Genomic DNA, 15,821 nt, shown 5'->3' with positions numbered 1-15,821 from the left:
CTGAATAAGTTATTAAAAAATCGGCGGCTATGACTGTTTCAGTCAGGGCAGCGGATTTGGCGCTGGGACGTGTTGTGACTGTAGATGCTTCAGTTTGTTGGGTGCACTAATCCAGTTTCTCAGTACCGTCGACTACCAGGCTATAAAAGGGAGGCCACCCTATTTACATGTTTCCCAAAACTCTGCGCTGTTGTTATGAGGTCCTGTCGGTGTGTTTATATTGAGGTCATCAATGTCCGGTAATGGCACTTAGCAGCGCTTCTTCCATGAGTTGCCCCAGCATCACCTGCGCTCCATGAATGGCTTCATTTCCCAGCCCCTGCTCCAGCGTAATACCAAGATTCCCCGGTGAGGGCAAAATACTCCCGGCAACGAGCAAGTTACCGGGCATTCCGATACATGTTCGCACGGTGATACCCAGCCCTGCCTGCAACGCCGCCCAAATGCCGCTCAGGCTTTGGCTGACAAATACCACTTGCCAGGCGATGTTCGCCCGGTCCAGACATTCGATGGCACGGGAACGCATCAGGCACGGGCTTTCAAGCATCACCAGCGGTAATGGCATACCCTGCGCCAGCAGCGTACTGATATCCAGTTTTGGGTGCGTTATCCACTCCAGCGGGCACTGACCGATCAATTTGCCTCCACGCTGCGCATTCTCCGGTTGCCATAACAGCGCCATATCCAGCGCGTTATCATTGATCGCATTCAGCAATCCCCGGTTGCGATCGACGCGGGCAATAATACGCATCCCCGGATGGTGGCGTTTGAACTCACCAAGGATGTCCGGCATAAGCGACTCGCCAAAATCTTCCTGCATACCAATACGTATTTCACCCTGCATCAGCTTGCCATTCAGGGCTAGCAGCGCTTCATCATTTAGCGCTAACAACCGACGGGCATACCCCATAATGATCTCGCCATTATGGGTCAACGCCAGATGGCGGCCATTTCTGGCTACCAGATCGGCACCGCACTGCTGTTCCAGTTTTTTTAGCTGTGCGCTTACAGCCGATGTTGAACGGCAGAGGCGATGTGCCGCCTGCGCAAAGCTGCCGCACTCGATGCCGGTCACGAAACTGCGCAGTGCATCCAGGTCGAGCGTCAAAGGAAGTTTAGTCATCATCATCCTGAAATTCGGGATAGTAAGTCTTAATTAATTCAATTTTCAGGATCAAAATATCACGCCAGAATGACTTCACTGTCAATACGGAGTAACAACTATGACGAAGTCCCTTGATCGCGAAACCCTGGCCCGTGTTGCGCCGAAGTTGGCCGAACTGAGTCAGGATTTACTTTTCAATGATATCTGGCAACGTGAAATCCTTTCCCCGCGCGAACGTAGCTTAATTACGCTTGCAGCCCTGACGGCTCTTGGCCGTATCCAGCAGTTGCCATGGCATATCCGCTTCGCGCAACAAAATGGCCTGAACCGTGAAGAGCTTGTTGAAACTTTCACGCACCTGGCATTTTACGCGGGCTGGCCTGCGGCAGTTTCCGCCCTCGAATGCCTGGAAGAGGATAAACACTGATGCCTTTCACCCGTATCACTCTGCGTCCGGGTTTTAGCGACGAGCAAATTGTGCAAATTTCCGACATTCTGCAACAAAGCCTTGAGAAGGAATTTGCCGTCCCTCCCCACGATCGCTTTCAGGTTTTCGAAACGCCAGCTGCCGGTCTGCGTGTGTTTGACCATCACTATAAAAGCACCGGTCGCAGCGACAATTTTATTCAGTTCCATATCACCGCAGGCAGGCCCCGCTCTTTCGAGCAGAAGAAGAATCTCTGTCGCACATTATGCGATCAACTCAACACGGCGCTGGATATTAGCCCGGATGACGTGATGGTGATTATTCAATTTAATACCGCCGATGAATGGAGTTTCAGTAATGGGCGATTACTCTCTGAGGAGGGATTATGATTGTGATGCAATATCGTTTTACCTTGCCCGCTAATTACGACATGACCATCATTGAGAAGCGCATTGAGGAGAATGGGGCAAAGTTAAACGGCTTGTCAGGTTTGTTGTTTAAAGCCTGGCTGGTTGCCAAATGCGGTGAAGGATATAGTAATGAAAACCGCTATGCCCCGCTCTATGTCTGGAAGAATGCCAACGCGATGACAATGTTTTTACAGAGTCCTGCCTTTAAAAAGCTGACGCAGGATTTTGGCTGGCCACAGATTGAGACCTGGCTGGCGCTACATCTCCCCTGTATTGATGAGATAAGAAGCGCCAGCTGGCTATCAATAACCAAACAGAACATTCCCGCACACAGCGACCTTTCTTTATTGCCTCTCGACGGACATCTTAGCGCCTGGGATATCAGCCGCTGGCAGCTATTGCAGGCCGATTTTGGCGATGCACCGCACATGGCCAGGGAAAATTACCGCATTGGTTACATGGCAAGCGAGGCGTGGTGATGGTCGCCGGATGAAACAACCCAATGAGGGGCAAACGATGACGATAATAATGATATAGCGACATATTAAGGCCGAAATCACGCGGATTAATAACGCAGGATCCCGGCACAGGGGCGGGAAGAATTATTTCAGCTTGAGCATTTTTACCGTAGCTTCCACGTCAATCTCATCTTCCGAAAAAATTAACGTTGTTCCCTGGAAAGTGGTGATCGCCAGTTTTTTCTGTGAGCGCATTTCAGCGGGTTCAGCAGCTGATTTCGGTCTGATACTTTTCATCAGAATCCCCACAGACAACAACGCATTTTCCTTATCGATGCGGGTATCGGCAGGCACTTCTTCGCTGTAAACCAGGTAAGACTTGATCGACGTGAGCTTAATGCGCTCACCGGCAATAAAAATATATTTGCTTTCCGGTACGACTTTCACCGCATAGGCTGACAAGCCCTTGTTATTGGTGGTGGGTTCAAAAGTCACCGCTGCATTTTTCTTAATCAAATCAGGGTTGGCGACCTTAATCACATGAAAGTAACGGTTGTCACCGTTTTCATCTTTGATAAATCCAAAACCTTTATCCTGAAACCAGGTTGTGATCGTGCCTTTCATCGCCATTACCGCCTACTTAATTGTTTATCTACTCAGTTTTTGCAGCGCGCAGTGTAAAGCACAATGCCTGCACAAACCATGTCTTTGGGGTAAGTCTGGACGATAAATTTCTACTGTGCGAGTAAGAGGCCTACAGCTTCAGACCCGGGGCTGACTCAACAGCACTATCCCTGACCAGAGGGTCAGAGCGCTTCAGCGCCCCGCATCCAGACAGGAAAACCGGGCAGCTGTCTGAAATTTATGTAATAAAAAACCCGCACCAGGCGGGTTCATTTTACTATCAGAAGAGCTTAGCTGCTCAGACTATTGCCTTCATCGCTGTTGTAAGCATCACTGATAATTAGCGCGGCTTACAGCGCGGTGACGTTTCCGGCCGCAGGGCCTTTAGCGCCACTTTCGATGGTGAAGGAAACTTTCTGACCTTCATCAAGTGTTTTGTAGCTGTCACTCTGGATAGCAGAGAAATGTACAAATACATCTTTGCTACCATCGTCAGGAGTGATAAAGCCAAAACCTTTATCTGAGTTAAACCATTTTACTAAACCAGTCATTTTATTAGACATAGATACTTCCTTAATTTTATGAGCCACGAAAAGCGGCAGTAATGGCCTGCAATGAGAGAGTTACTTATTTGGCACTTAGGAGGAGGCTCATGAAGAAGGGTATCTTTGGATAACACTTGAACTGAGGACTGCTTTACTAAAACTGCTTTCATAAGGTCTGTATTCCAAACCGATGGCGTCATTAAGACATAGCAAAATGAATATAGCAATGTTTATTTTTTTATTTTAACCACTTAAACACCCAGATGGCTGTATGTTCGGCAGTTTCAGGCCGGATGCAACATTACACTTTATGCGCTGACACGTTGTGATGAAGAATGTTTGAGGTATTGCCTGGCTGGTCGTTTATTTTCTGATACTGAAGCACAACGTCGCTATTTCTCTGCGTTATCTGGCCGGTGACATTATCCGGCTCGATTGTCAGCAATGGTTGCCCGGTCGTTATCGCATCACCCGCTTTAGCAAAAACGGATTTTACCGTACCGGCAGAGAGTGTATAAACCACCCGCTGTGGCATGTTTTCATTTTGCTCAAGGTTCTCATCCACCTGCGCCAGCTGCCGCCGCAGTACATTAATTTTAACGGAAGTCGTCAGCGGTAACTGGAGCTGTTGATCATTCAATACGTTTAACTGCTGCCGGGTGCCATACTGCTGTTGCAGTAAAGATCGGTACTGACTCTCATAGCCCCATACAATCGACTGTTCCTGGGCAAACTGCAGTGTAGAAACGTATCCCTTTGCCAGCAAAGGTCGCCATTTGTTCACCAGATTCTGCGCCATGCTGATTTGCAATGACTCAATTTTGCTTTGTTCTGAAAGTTGTTCCAGTTGCCCGTTAAGCATTTCTTGCTGGAAGCGGTTGTCGCTGGCCTGCTGAAGGGCAAGCTGTTGGGTATGTTGAATGTCCTGCAACAGGCTACTCTGCTCTAGTTTTAATTGCTCGCTGACCAGTCGAGTCCCTTCCAGTGCCTGTCTGTTTTCGTTTGAGAACAGCACGAGGGGTGTTTTTAATGTGACATGCTCACCCAGGGTGACAGGGATCTGCTCGACAGTGCCGTCTGCTGAAGCGCTGACGGTAATTTGCTGGATCTGAGGCAGCGGTTTTGCCGTTGCTTTAAATAAATCAGGCTGATGGCTGTCGATAAAATAAATGAAGCTTACGGTGCCTATAACCACAGAGAACAGATTTCGTCGAAAAAAAACCACGGCGGGCGACACGGTTGCAGAACACTCATCACCGGAAGATTCGAGAGCATGTTTGCGAAAAAATGGTTTTTCCATTTTTTACCTTAGCTGAGTGCGTATATTTATTTGAGGCAACACGAGTTAAAATCACATTTCCCGGCACAGAGTTAAAACAGAAGTTCATTTCCAGTTGTTATTTTTTGCAAGGCAATTTCTATCTATTGCGTCTGCCCAGGCGCAACGTCCGCTTAGGGTCGTTAGCCAGAAGCGGACATGACAGTTTCAACAGAGGGAATTATTCATTGCCCCATTGATTGAGAAACTCTGCGATGTCATCAATACGCAGCGGATCGATACCCGCTTCGCTGGCCATCTCTCGCTGGGCATCTTCACTGATTTCTTCGTTATTGGTTAAACGGGTGATCAGCAGCTGAAAATAGCGCGCCAGCGCATCATGTTCGGACTCGCTTACCGGCTTGGCTGTTTCCGTCGCATACTCTTCTACGATGTCATAAAATTTCAGCGGTACTTCGTGGTTCATAAGTCATCCCCAGGGATTAAGGTCTGTGTCCGTTGCTACCTGCAACGTCTGGCCTGAATAATAACATCCTTATGCCCTTTGCACGCTCTCCCGTTAAATCGCCGCAAGATACCCGCCATCAACGTACAGAATCTGCCCGGTAATGTAGCGAGCGGCATCGGAACTAAGGAACACCACGCTACCGGCGAGGTCATCCAGTTCCCCGAAGCGTCCGAGGGGGATTTTTTGCTGCATGGCGTTACGCCATTGTTCATCCTGATAAAACACCTGCGTCATATCGGTTTCGAAATAGCCGGGTCCGATGCCGTTCACGCGGATGTTATGCCCTGCCCACTCGGTACTGAGGGTACGGGTCAATCCCACCAGTCCGGATTTGGAGCTGCCATAGGCAGCCGCGCCCGGTACGCCCACACAGCTGGTTAACGAGCAAAGATTGATAATCACCCCACCGCTACCGGATGCAGCCATCCCTTTTGCCGCCGCCTGAGCGCAGAAAAACGCCCCTTTCAGGTTGGTGCCGACAATGGTATCCCACAGCGCTTCATCGGCTTCAAGCGATGGACAAACCTGCTCGGTACCGGCGTTGTTGACCAGGATATCGATATTGCCGATAGAGGCGATCGCCTGCGCAATCGGCGGCGTTTGGGTGACATCCAGCAATAATCCGGTGACGTTGTCACTTTCCTCGTGCAATAAACTCACCGCCTGAGTCAGAGTGCTCTGCTGGCGTCCGGTAATGATCACACTGGCCCCGGCTTGCAGCAGAGCTTTGGCAAGCGCAAAACCGATACCGCGCGTTGCTCCGGTCACCAGCGCGCGTTTTCCCGCAAGAGAAAAGGTGGATAACACATTCATAGCTTGATCACCGTTTTGAGATAGTCAGATTTTCCCGCGAGCAGCGAAAGATAGGTATCAGGGACCTCATCAAGTGAAATCGGCGGGGCGACAAGCTTGCGCAGATCCTCAGCCAGTGCCGCCATAACCTGCAATGCTTCGTGCTGTTCATCGCGAAAAACGCTACAGCCGGTCAGTGAGATTTCGCGTTCAACCAGCGCGTTGAGATCCACGCCATCGGTATGATGAAAGATACCCACCAGCGCAATGCGTCCCCCGGAGCGGATGCCACCAATCAGCGCATTAAGCGCCGCAGGATGACCAGAGGCTTCAACCGCCAGCGCATATGCGCCTGGCGGGTCGAGTGTCACCACGGAGGAAATCAACTGATAGCGCTGCGGATTTGGTTCCAGCAGCTGTACCCGACATTTTCTCAACCGACTGAGCAGCAGTGCCGTCAGTCCCCCGATGGTGCCGCCCCCGGCGACGCATACGCGGTCCCCTTCCGCCGGCTTCAGTTGGTTAACCACCCGCAGGGCGACACCCAAAGGTTCGCACAGCACGGCGATATCGTCTGGCACATCATCCGGCACCGCCAGCAGGCTTTGTAAGGGCAGGATAGCTTCCTCAGCGAAACCACCATCGAACACTTCACCGACAAAACCTAACGACTCACAAAGGTTATTTTCCCCTGCCAGGCAGAATGCGCATTCGCCACACCAGACGCGGGAGTCCGCTACTACGCGCATCCCCACCCGTAAGGGGTCTGCCTCACCGTTGATGTCGCTGATCACGCCAAACAGTTCATGACCCGGTGTCACCGGTAAGCTGGCAAACCATTTACCGGTTTTGAAGTTATGCAAATCAGAGCCGCAAATCCCGGCGGAATGCACCTTAACCCTGGCCCAGCCGGAGGGTAAATCAGGCAATGTCGCCTGCTCTACCGTCACCGCTTCGATACCGTGCAGACGCACTGCTTTCATCTCAGTTCTCCGTCAGAAGGTCATCCAGCCATTGGCTGAAGTCGTCATCGCCACCGCAGCCCAGCATCATGGCAATGGAGAAACCGACGACTGAGCTGGTGGGATTATGATGACTCGCGGAACCGGCGCGCAGGTTCATCACCAGCGTCGGGCAGCAGAACAATGCCAGACGCATAATCTGTTGCCAGTTGGCAGGCAGCCAGCCTTGCTTCTTCAGCTCAGCCAGCAAAGGTTGCCAGTAAAGTTCCCCTTTGCTTTGCAGGAAGGCGGCACGAAGCGGTGACAGCTCCCAGTTATGATTCACCTCCAGCGTATCGCCATCACGTCGCACGCTGACCTGGTAACGCTGTGCCGCATCAGCCGGTTCATACAGCCAGCAGGGATGGGCAAAAATGTTGTGGAACGTCGCTTTGATCTCCGCCAGCAAAGCCGGAATGCTGCTCCCGGCGAAAGCGGGATCGAAACTAACCAGCTTCGGCTGCGGATGATGGGTTTCGTACCAGACATTGGCGTTATGCGCATCACCGTGTGCCACCACCACGCCGTGCCGGGCCAGCGCCGCAGGGGCCAGCACGCGGCCCGCCGCTAAGAACAGATCGCGCAGGCTTTGTTGATACGCCACCCCATTGACTCGCCAGTGCAGCCGACTCAGAGTCGGCCAGTCCAGCTGCATCTCTCCAAGGGTGAAGGTTTGATCGACATAAAAGCTGGCGACGCGCCCCCCCAGACCGACGTCGTGGCCGGGCGAGACCAGCCGATTCCAGAACAGCTGATGGATGGATTCGGCCTCCACCTCTGCACTGGTGCCCATGCGCAGCGTCGGCAGCGTATGGGCGATGATCGCCTGATCGGCACGACGCTGCGCCGCAACAATCGGCTCGATCTGCTGCCACGCTGCGGCGGTCTCAATCTCGCGACAGACATCCGCCAGCCGCTGATCATCACGCAGCGGATACAACAGGATTTGTCGTCCGGGTTCCCCGCAGGCGTAAGCGGGCACATCGACCTCAAAGCCATGATCACGTAACAGCTCGGCGCGGTAGTATTCCTGGATGGTCTGTTCTTCCCCTTCCTCATGGTGATATTTGAAAAACAACGTACGGCCATCCACCAGCGAGACACGGCCGTTCAGCGAGTTCAGGCTGTACTGGTCCCGGTTGATCTCAAGCGCGGCGGTGTTCACCCCGGTCACCTCGGCGATCAACTGACTGAGTTTTTCACGCGCCTGCTCCCACTGGCCTTGCTGCGTCAGGCGGCGGGCTTCCGCCGCTAACGGTGGGCGGGCTTCATCCATTTTTGCTCCCCTTCAGCAACGCCTGACGGATGTCGGAAACGGCCAGCGCATGTCCGGGGAAGCCTTCGTACTCGGCAAAGCGTTTGGCTTTCGGTGCCAGTTCCTGATAACCCCGGCTGGTAACATAGGCGATGGAAACACGCTTCATATAATCAAACACCGAAAGCGGGCCGTTGGTTTTAGCCGCGCTGTTGGTCGGCAGCACGGCATTCGGACCCAGAACAAAGTTACCCAACACAATCGGCGAATGCTCACCCAGTAAGATTTCACCGGCATTACGGATCTTCATCATCACATCCATCGGTTCATGTGCCAGCACCTCAAGGTGCTCCGGGGCATACTGGTTCACAAACTCGATAGCCGTGGCAAAATCTTTGGTCAGCACCACGCCACCGTGGGTGCCGCACAGCACCTGCTGCGAGAAACCGGCCCGTTGCGCGCCAATTTTGTCCCAGTAACCCGGTAACGCGGCAATGGCTTCTTCCGCCACACGACGGCTGGAGGTCACCAGATAGGCCGAGGAATCCGGGCCATGTTCCGACTCAATCAGCAGGTCGAGCGCCGCCAGCGCTCCATTCACCGAGTCATCCGCCAGAATCAGGCTTTCGCTCGGCCCTGCCGGGATGCCCGGATCGATCAAGCCCGATAACTGACGTTTCGCCGCTACCACCCATGGGCTGCCAGGGCCGACGATTTTCAGGCATTTCGGCACCGATGCCGTGCCGTAAGCCACCGCCGCCACCCCCTGCGCGCCGCCACATTTGTAGACATCTTTGATGCCTACCAGGCGTGCGGCAATCAAGGTTGCGTCATCGACTTTGCCGTCCGGTCCTGGTGGGGTGATCACTATCGGCAGCGGGACACCCGCCACCACCGCCGGAACCGTGGTCATGATCAGCACGCTGGGGAATGACCCTTTACCGCGCGGGACGTAGCAGGCCACCGCATCAATCGGCACATGGCGATCGCCAGCAAATGCCCCCGGACGCATCTCCTTCCACCACATTTCTTCCGGCTTTTGCGCTTCATGGAAGGCACGCACGTTTTCCACAGAGAAACGAATCGATTCAATCACATCCGCATCGACCCGGGCGAAAGCCTCTTCAAATTCCTGTTCCTCTGCTTTGATGGAAAAGGTCTCTGGCTGCACCCCGTCAAACTCTCGGGCAAAGCGAATCAGCGCCTGGTCGCCTTCGGTTCTCACCGCCTCAATGATCGGTTTTACTTTCTCGATGAAAAACGACAGGTCAGACTCGGTGCGCTTAAACAGATGATCGGGTAAGACATCAGCATCGGTCAGGTCATGAAATGTAACAGGCATATTGATTCCTTTTTTCAATGCACTAATGCGTGTTGTTGAATGCGATTCAGCACTTCATGCTGGAGTTCAAGAAATTCCGGGGTGCGGTTAACCCCTTCGAGGCGCGGACGTGGCAGCCCCACCGGGAAGGTGGAGTCGATATAGCCCTGGCCCATCACCACGATACGATCGGAGAGCCACACCGCCTCTTCAATGTCGTGGGTGACAAACATCACCGTCAGGCGGTGCTTTTCCCAGATTTCGATCAGCAACTGCTGCATCTGATGACGCGTCATGGCATCCAGCGCGCCAAAGGGTTCATCCATCAGCAGGATTTTGGGACGGTAAGACAAGGCACGGGCAATGGCGACGCGCTGTTTCATCCCACCGGAAAGTTCACCAGGCCAGCGGTCGGCCGCGTTGCCCAGTTTCACCAATTCGAGATGCTGCTGCGCGATGTCGCGACATTCTTTGGCCGGGGTGCCTGCGGCTTTTAACGCAAATTCGATGTTGCCGCGCGCGGTCAGCCACGGCAGCAGCGTGTAGGACTGAAACACCACGCCGCGATCGAGTCCCGGTCCTTCAATGGGTGCGCCATCCACCAGCACATCACCGCTGTCGAACTCTTCCAGACCGGCAGCGATAGAGAGCAAAGTACTTTTGCCGCAGCCCGAAGCTCCGACAATCGATACAAATTCGTTGTCGTTGAGCGTCAGGTCGATGCCATGCAGCACCCGGCGGCGGGTTTTGCCCATCGGAAAACTTTTTTCCAGTTTATTCAGCGTCAGCGTCGCCATCAGGAACCTCTCCGGTTGTAACGGAACAGCACACGCTCAGCCGCGCGCATGATTTGATCGGTGATAAGCCCGAGGAAACCGAGCAGCAGGATGTAGCCGATGATGGTGTCAGTCTGGAAATAACGCTGGGAAACCACAATGCGATAACCCAGACCGGAGGTAGAAGCCACCAGTTCGGCCAGCACCAGCCAGGTCCACGCCCAGCCGAGACTGATACGCAACGCATCCCAGATCGACGGTAACGCGGAAGGGATGACAATGCGCAGCAGGATACGGCGATCGGACAGGCCAAGGGTTCTGCCCAGCCCGACAAAATCCGTCGGCACACGTTTGATGGCATCGATCATCATCAGTACCTGCTGGAAAAAGGTACCTATCCAGATGACGAGGAACTTCTGAATATCGTCGGTACCGGTCCACAAAATGGTCAGCGGCACAAACGCCACCACCGGCATATAGCGGATAAAATCAACCAGCGGTTCGACAATCGCCTTGAACAACCCATAACAACCGGCCAGCACCCCAATCACTATCGCCATCACCGAGGAAATAGCGAAGGCGATAACCATGCGGTACAGGCTGCTGGCGATGTCGCTTTGTAACGTGCCGTTCTGCGCCAGAGTCACCATCTGATGCCAGACGCGCTCGATCCCCGGCAGGAATATAGGTTTTATCGTGCCAGTCGAGGTCGCCAGCCACCATGCCAGCAACAGCACTGCAAACACGGCGACAGAGATAATGAGAAATTGAGCTCGGGTTGGCTCTTTGCCGATGGTTAATAAATTCGAGCGCCGCCGTTTCTTTTTGGCCTGACGATTGACGCGCTGAACGTCGATAGAACTCATAATTCCTCCGTGTGGCAGGTCTTCTCCGCTGGCAGCACCGGCGGAGAAGTTTTAACCGCGCTTATTGCGCGTCGGCAAAGCTGGCATCGATGGTCTGCGCAGGCGTCACCGGCTGCGTAACGATACCTGCCGCAGTGGCGGCCTGAAGAATGTGCGGGAAGGTTTTGCTGGTGAAGTCATGTGACAACAGCGCTTTGTTGTCGCTCAGGGTGAAATACTTCACCCCATCAAACGCGGTGCCGAGGTCTTCCGGTGTCGCGCCGACCGCTTTGGAAATGATGGCTCGCCCTTCGCTCTGATTAGCGTTGTAGTAATCCAGCGCCTGGCCCCAGGTTTTAATCAGCGCTTTGATGGCATCCGGATGATCTTTGATAAAGTCATCGCGTACCACCAGCACATCGCTGATCAGACCGGGATCGGAAGAACCGCTGTAAATCATTTTCAGGCTGGGATCGCCTTTTTTTGCCACCGTGAGGTAGGGTTCATAGGTGACGGCCACCGGTACACGTCCGGCGATAATGGCGCTCCCGGCTGATGCAGCTGGCATCGGCACCGGTTTAATATCGCTGAAGGACAAGCCCGCTGAAGCCACGGCGCTGCGCAACAGAATGTCGCTGGTAGTGCCCTCTTCGTAGGCCACCTGCTTACCTTTGAGGTCTTTAATGCTGGTTATGCCGGAGCTTGCCAGAATCGCATCGGCGGTGTTGCTCTGGTCGAGCAGCAGCACAATTTTCACCGGCAGACCTGCCGAGATCATCCCCATCGCGGTATGAGTCGCGATGTTGGCGACGTCAATCTGCCCACTAGCCAGCGCGGCATTGATGTCTTTATCCTCGGCGAAATTGATGACCTCGACTTTCTTTAACCCTTCTTTCTCAAACAGGTTTTTGGCAGAGGCGATATGCCACTGACCATAACCCAGCCAGGGTTCGATCCCCATTTTCACCTGTTCCGTTTCAGCGGCGTAAACAGAGTGAACCGTAACTGACAGCATCCCTGCGCAAAAAACGGTGCTAAACGATCTTTTCAATGCATAGCGAGAAAGCATAACTATTTCCTTCAGTTGTCGTTATGGTTAGAAACCGGAGGTCATCCGGGCATGTATATACAAGAGAAATGCAAGAGCGATGCCAGGCGTTCAGTACCTGATATTCATTTAGTGCCCGAAGTGCTGCCCCAGTCTGGGGCGTGGTGCTGGTGCGTTGCACCAAAATATCGATAAGGAAAATATAGCTGCGCAATGTATTGCGCGATAAATCGCGCAGCTACAAATTTGTCGACGCCGGTTTATCTGCGGCCTTTGGTTACCGAAGCTGACCAGTTGAAATCACTGACTTCGCTTGCGGCCAGCGATTCAGGCTTTTTCTTGCGCACCGGTTTTTTCTTCGCTTTCTCCGCCAGCGCTTTCTCTTTGGCCTGCTTCACCGACATGATTTGCTGCCTGGCCTCGGCGGTGAATTCTTTTTCTTTCTTCGCGTCCGGCTCTCTTCCGGTGCGCTGGCGATACTTCTGCATCAATGCGTTGAATGCTTCATCAACCGCAAGCCGTTCATCTGCGTTGAATTGATCAATGGATATCATTTTTTTGTCATTCATAACTTCTCGTCCAATGGTGGAGGCACAGCTTCGAGTGTATCGCATTCCCGATGAACGGCCTGCGACAAGATCAGCATTCTCATGGTGGGTTTTCCGGTTCAATCCAGGTGGAGGTAAAGTCGAACCATCCCAGATTATTAAAATGCACGCCTCTGGCCTGTTCTGGCCCTTGCAGGCGCATCCAGTGATGGAATAATGGCTGTAACCAGCCGCGCTGGATAATGGTTTGCGCCAGTTGCTGCGAAGACAGCACGCCACTGCGCCATTGTTGTTGCCAGTTTTCGAACAACGCCTGGTCACCACCGGCAACCGAGCGGGTTAATAACGGCATCCCGGTGAGCCAGGCACCGACATTCCACGCTTCTGGCGCAGTGAAATTCACCGTTCCCAGCCACAAATCGAACGCCCCTTCACCTGCCGCCCAGGCTTCATAGCTTAATTCCGTCACCTCTAAGCTGACGCCGCTGGCCGCCAGGCGATGTTTAAATTCGGCCATCACCATCGGGAATTCCCAGTGCTGATGGTGGTAAGCCAGTCGCAAGCGCCGTGGCAGGGTCGAATCTTCCCACGGACTGACGCTTTCCCCGGCTTCAATATGATGCAACCAGCCCGGCAGGATGCTGGCCGCAGCCATCCATAGCGGACGAATTTCTGCCACGAAATTCTGAATAATTGCCTGCGGGTCGATCTGCTCGCGTATCCAGCGCCGGTGGGCCATGTTTTGCCATAATGGTGAGCGACTGTCGCACAGCAAAAAATACCCGCCGGTTTCCAGTTCAATTTCATCGGCAGAAGGGCGACCAACATGGCTGAGCGGGCTGGATACATAGGCCAGATCGCTCATGCTGGAACTCAGTAACGCCAGCGGCCCCTGGGAGGCATTTGATACCGGGTTATCCAGGCAGGTAATAATTTCTATTTCGTCCAGCAAACTGCGGAAACCAAAATAACCATCGAACGCCCGCAGTGTTAAATGCCACTCATTATTATCGGCAACCTTAAAGGGGCCGGTTCCAACGGGAAGTGCAGCAAAATTCTGCCGCTGCTGATGGTCCGCCGGTAATATCAGGGCCGCGACATCGGTCAGCAATTGCGGCAGCAATTCATCCGGCTGGTTCAGGGTAATGATCACGCTGAGATTCCCCTCAGCCTCAACCTTGCTGAAATGCGAAAACAACGGCAATCGGGCGCTGCGTAGCAGAGAAACCACCACATCTCTGCTGGTTAACGGCGTGCCATCATGGAACTGCACCCCGGGACGCAGGAAGAAGCGCCAGTGCCACGCATCCAGCCTGCGCCAGTGATGGGCTAAATCCTTCGCCACCTGGCCGCTGCTTTCATCAATGCGCGTCAGCCCGCTAAACACCTGTTTGATGATATGCACTTCAGAGCGTCGCAGCGCGGTTCCGGGATAAAGATTCGGCATCGAACGATAATAGGGAATGCGCAAGGTTTGTTGCTCATCGTCAATACGATGGCCGAGCCGACCACGCAGCAACGTCGCGAGGTGATGCTTCTCGTTACCTAATAACTTCAGCACGCCGCGCATATCATTGAGATCTAACAAGCGTTGCGCATTCGCCAGCATCAGTTGCTGCTGTGAATAATGCAGCACCAGTTTTGCCAGATGCCCGCGACCAGGGGTGGCCTCCCACGCCAGCCAGCCCTGGGATTGCATCTGAATGATCAGCGTGCGCATATGCCGCTTACTGCAAAAGAGCGCATCCGCCAGGGTTTGCAGTGTGGTCAGTGCCTCACGCTGCGGAAACAGTTCCAGTAGCTTCTGATAATGCCGTTCCAGCCGTTGTGTGCTCATAAAAGATGAACTCTGTGCAATAAAACACATCAGTTTTTCATTTCACCTTTTTAAAGCAATATTTCCGCGCAGGCAATCACACTGAAGGGAAAAATGTCATGACCAGAATGATCAATAAAGACACGAAAATTTGTATGTCTCTTGCCGCGCGGCCAACTAATTTCGGTACCCGCTTCCATAATTATTTGTACGATGCGCTGGAGCTGGATTATCTCTACAAAGCATTTACCACCCATGATCTTGCAGCGGCGATTGCCGGAGTGAAAGCGCTGGGGATCCGTGGTTGTGCAATTTCGATGCCCTTTAAGCAGGCATGTATTCCACTTATTGACGAACTGGATGAGTCCGCCCGGGTAATCAATGCGGTGAACACCATCGTGAATACCGAGGGTTATTTGAAGGGATATAATACCGATTATATTGCCATCACCACCCTGCTGAAGAAATATCAGGTTTCAAGCGACCTGACATTTGCGCTTAAAGGCAGTGGCGGGATGGCAAAAGCGGTTGCCTGTGCATTAAAAAATCTCGGATTTAAGCAGGGATATATTATTGCCAGAGATGAAGAAAGTGGCAAAGAACTGTCTGAGGCTTACCAGTATGAATATCGTCCCTCCATGGCTGGCCTGGCCCCGGCATTGCTGATCAATGCCACGCCGGTAGGCATGTCCGGCGGCCCTGATGCTGATACCCTGTCCTTTTCCGCCGATGAAGTGGGAACGGCTGAGATCGTTTTTGATGTGGTGGCGTTACCTGAACAAACCCCGCTGATTCGCTATGCACAGGAGAAACAGAAAACGGTGATTAGTGGTGCTGAAGTTTTCGCCATTCAGGCAGTGGAGCAATTTAATCTCTATACCGGGGTGCGTCCCTCAGACGAGCTTTTCAAAAAAGCGGCGGCGTATGCCCGTCAGATTTAACATTGTGTTTTAATCCCAACGATTTTCCTATTACCGACGACGATTGCCCGCGTTGATTTTCGGCGGCAATCGCCTCTGCAACCTGTTGCCCAGCCTTATTCATCATATTTTCCTATGTTATT

General features: G+C 53.0%; 18 protein-coding genes. 4 read left to right on the top strand and 14 right to left on the bottom strand.

Translation table 11 applies throughout. The annotated features are described in order from the left end of the window. Window positions 1-229: 229 nt before the first annotated feature. On the bottom strand, window positions 230-1,123 hold the full coding sequence (locus PW844_RS15300; protein ID WP_299453383.1) for a LysR substrate-binding domain-containing protein: 894 nt from the start codon (window positions 1,121-1,123) through the stop codon (window positions 230-232). A gap of 100 nt (window positions 1,124-1,223) precedes the next feature. On the opposite strand from PW844_RS15300, the gene PW844_RS15295 reads away from it, so the two are divergent. Genes PW844_RS15295 through PW844_RS15285 form a run of 3 tightly spaced genes read left to right on the top strand, consistent with a single transcriptional unit; the run spans window position 1,224 to window position 2,421 of the window. Then, window positions 1,224-1,532 carry a carboxymuconolactone decarboxylase family protein gene (locus PW844_RS15295; RefSeq protein WP_299453381.1) on the top strand — a complete coding sequence of 103 codons (309 nt, stop codon included), beginning with the start codon at window positions 1,224-1,226 and terminating at the stop codon, window positions 1,530-1,532. After that, window positions 1,532-1,921 (top strand): tautomerase family protein, encoded by a 390-nt coding sequence (locus PW844_RS15290; RefSeq protein WP_299453379.1) that lies wholly within the window; start codon window positions 1,532-1,534, stop codon window positions 1,919-1,921. The genes PW844_RS15295 and PW844_RS15290 overlap by 1 nt, the downstream gene beginning before the upstream one ends. Continuing rightward, window positions 1,918-2,421: a DUF4865 family protein gene (locus PW844_RS15285; protein ID WP_299453377.1), complete on the top strand. Its 504-nt coding sequence runs from the start codon at window positions 1,918-1,920 to the stop codon at window positions 2,419-2,421. Before PW844_RS15290 ends, PW844_RS15285 begins: the two co-directional genes overlap by 4 nt. A gap of 123 nt (window positions 2,422-2,544) precedes the next feature. Here PW844_RS15285 and PW844_RS15280 read toward each other — a convergent pair whose 3' ends face one another. From PW844_RS15280 to sgrR, 13 genes are all read right to left on the bottom strand, one after another. Then, window positions 2,545-3,030, bottom strand: a complete 486-nt coding sequence (locus tag PW844_RS15280) for a cold-shock protein (protein WP_299453375.1) — start codon at window positions 3,028-3,030, stop codon at window positions 2,545-2,547. Between the two features lie 344 nt (window positions 3,031-3,374). After that, window positions 3,375-3,587 (bottom strand): RNA chaperone/antiterminator CspA, encoded by a 213-nt coding sequence (cspA, locus tag PW844_RS15275; RefSeq protein ID WP_016495754.1) that lies wholly within the window; start codon window positions 3,585-3,587, stop codon window positions 3,375-3,377. A 283-nt stretch (window positions 3,588-3,870) separates the two neighbouring features. Beyond that, a complete protein-coding gene (locus PW844_RS15270) occupies window positions 3,871-4,869 on the bottom strand; it encodes a hypothetical protein (RefSeq protein ID WP_299453372.1) in 999 nt (332 codons plus the stop codon). Between the two features lie 199 nt (window positions 4,870-5,068). Then, window positions 5,069-5,314: a YmjA family protein gene (locus tag PW844_RS15265; RefSeq protein WP_299453370.1), complete on the bottom strand. Its 246-nt coding sequence runs from the start codon at window positions 5,312-5,314 to the stop codon at window positions 5,069-5,071. Between the two features lie 93 nt (window positions 5,315-5,407). Then, window positions 5,408-6,169 carry an SDR family NAD(P)-dependent oxidoreductase gene (locus PW844_RS15260; protein ID WP_299453368.1) on the bottom strand — a complete coding sequence of 254 codons (762 nt, stop codon included), beginning with the start codon at window positions 6,167-6,169 and terminating at the stop codon, window positions 5,408-5,410. Beyond that, window positions 6,166-7,131 carry an alcohol dehydrogenase catalytic domain-containing protein gene (locus tag PW844_RS15255; RefSeq protein ID WP_299453366.1) on the bottom strand — a complete coding sequence of 322 codons (966 nt, stop codon included), beginning with the start codon at window positions 7,129-7,131 and terminating at the stop codon, window positions 6,166-6,168. The genes PW844_RS15260 and PW844_RS15255 overlap by 4 nt, the downstream gene beginning before the upstream one ends. A 1-nt stretch (window position 7,132) precedes the next feature. Further along, on the bottom strand, window positions 7,133-8,425 hold the full coding sequence (locus PW844_RS15250) for a hypothetical protein (protein ID WP_299453363.1): 1,293 nt from the start codon (window positions 8,423-8,425) through the stop codon (window positions 7,133-7,135). Beyond that, the gene (hisD, locus tag PW844_RS15245; RefSeq protein WP_299453360.1) at window positions 8,418-9,746 is read right to left on the bottom strand and encodes a histidinol dehydrogenase; all 1,329 of its coding nucleotides are present in this window, start codon (window positions 9,744-9,746) and stop codon (window positions 8,418-8,420) included. Before hisD ends, PW844_RS15250 begins: the two co-directional genes overlap by 8 nt. A 14-nt stretch (window positions 9,747-9,760) precedes the next feature. Then, complete coding sequence (locus PW844_RS15240) at window positions 9,761-10,522, bottom strand: ABC transporter ATP-binding protein (protein WP_299453357.1); 762 nt, start codon at window positions 10,520-10,522, stop codon at window positions 9,761-9,763. Continuing rightward, window positions 10,522-11,367: an ABC transporter permease gene (locus PW844_RS15235; RefSeq protein WP_084879522.1), complete on the bottom strand. Its 846-nt coding sequence runs from the start codon at window positions 11,365-11,367 to the stop codon at window positions 10,522-10,524. Before PW844_RS15235 ends, PW844_RS15240 begins: the two co-directional genes overlap by 1 nt. A gap of 61 nt (window positions 11,368-11,428) precedes the next feature. Beyond that, on the bottom strand, window positions 11,429-12,415 hold the full coding sequence (locus PW844_RS15230; RefSeq protein ID WP_299453354.1) for an ABC transporter substrate-binding protein: 987 nt from the start codon (window positions 12,413-12,415) through the stop codon (window positions 11,429-11,431). A 239-nt stretch (window positions 12,416-12,654) separates the two neighbouring features. After that, the gene (locus PW844_RS15225; protein WP_084879520.1) at window positions 12,655-12,963 is read right to left on the bottom strand and encodes a hypothetical protein; all 309 of its coding nucleotides are present in this window, start codon (window positions 12,961-12,963) and stop codon (window positions 12,655-12,657) included. Between the two features lie 79 nt (window positions 12,964-13,042). Continuing rightward, window positions 13,043-14,779 (bottom strand): HTH-type transcriptional regulator SgrR, encoded by a 1,737-nt coding sequence (sgrR, locus tag PW844_RS15220; RefSeq protein WP_299453352.1) that lies wholly within the window; start codon window positions 14,777-14,779, stop codon window positions 13,043-13,045. 98 nt (window positions 14,780-14,877) lie between these two features. Between sgrR and PW844_RS15215 the strand changes: the two genes are divergently transcribed. After that, entirely contained in the window at window positions 14,878-15,699 is an 822-nt protein-coding gene (locus PW844_RS15215; RefSeq protein WP_299453351.1) for a shikimate 5-dehydrogenase, read from the top strand. The last annotated feature ends 122 nt before the right edge of the window (window positions 15,700-15,821 follow it).

It is taken from the genome of Pantoea sp. (assembly GCF_028283705.1).
GTDB lineage: Bacteria > Pseudomonadota > Gammaproteobacteria > Enterobacterales > Enterobacteriaceae > Pantoea.
The sequence above is the reverse complement of the archived record's forward strand: the minus strand, read 5'-3'. Positions and strand labels throughout refer to the sequence as shown.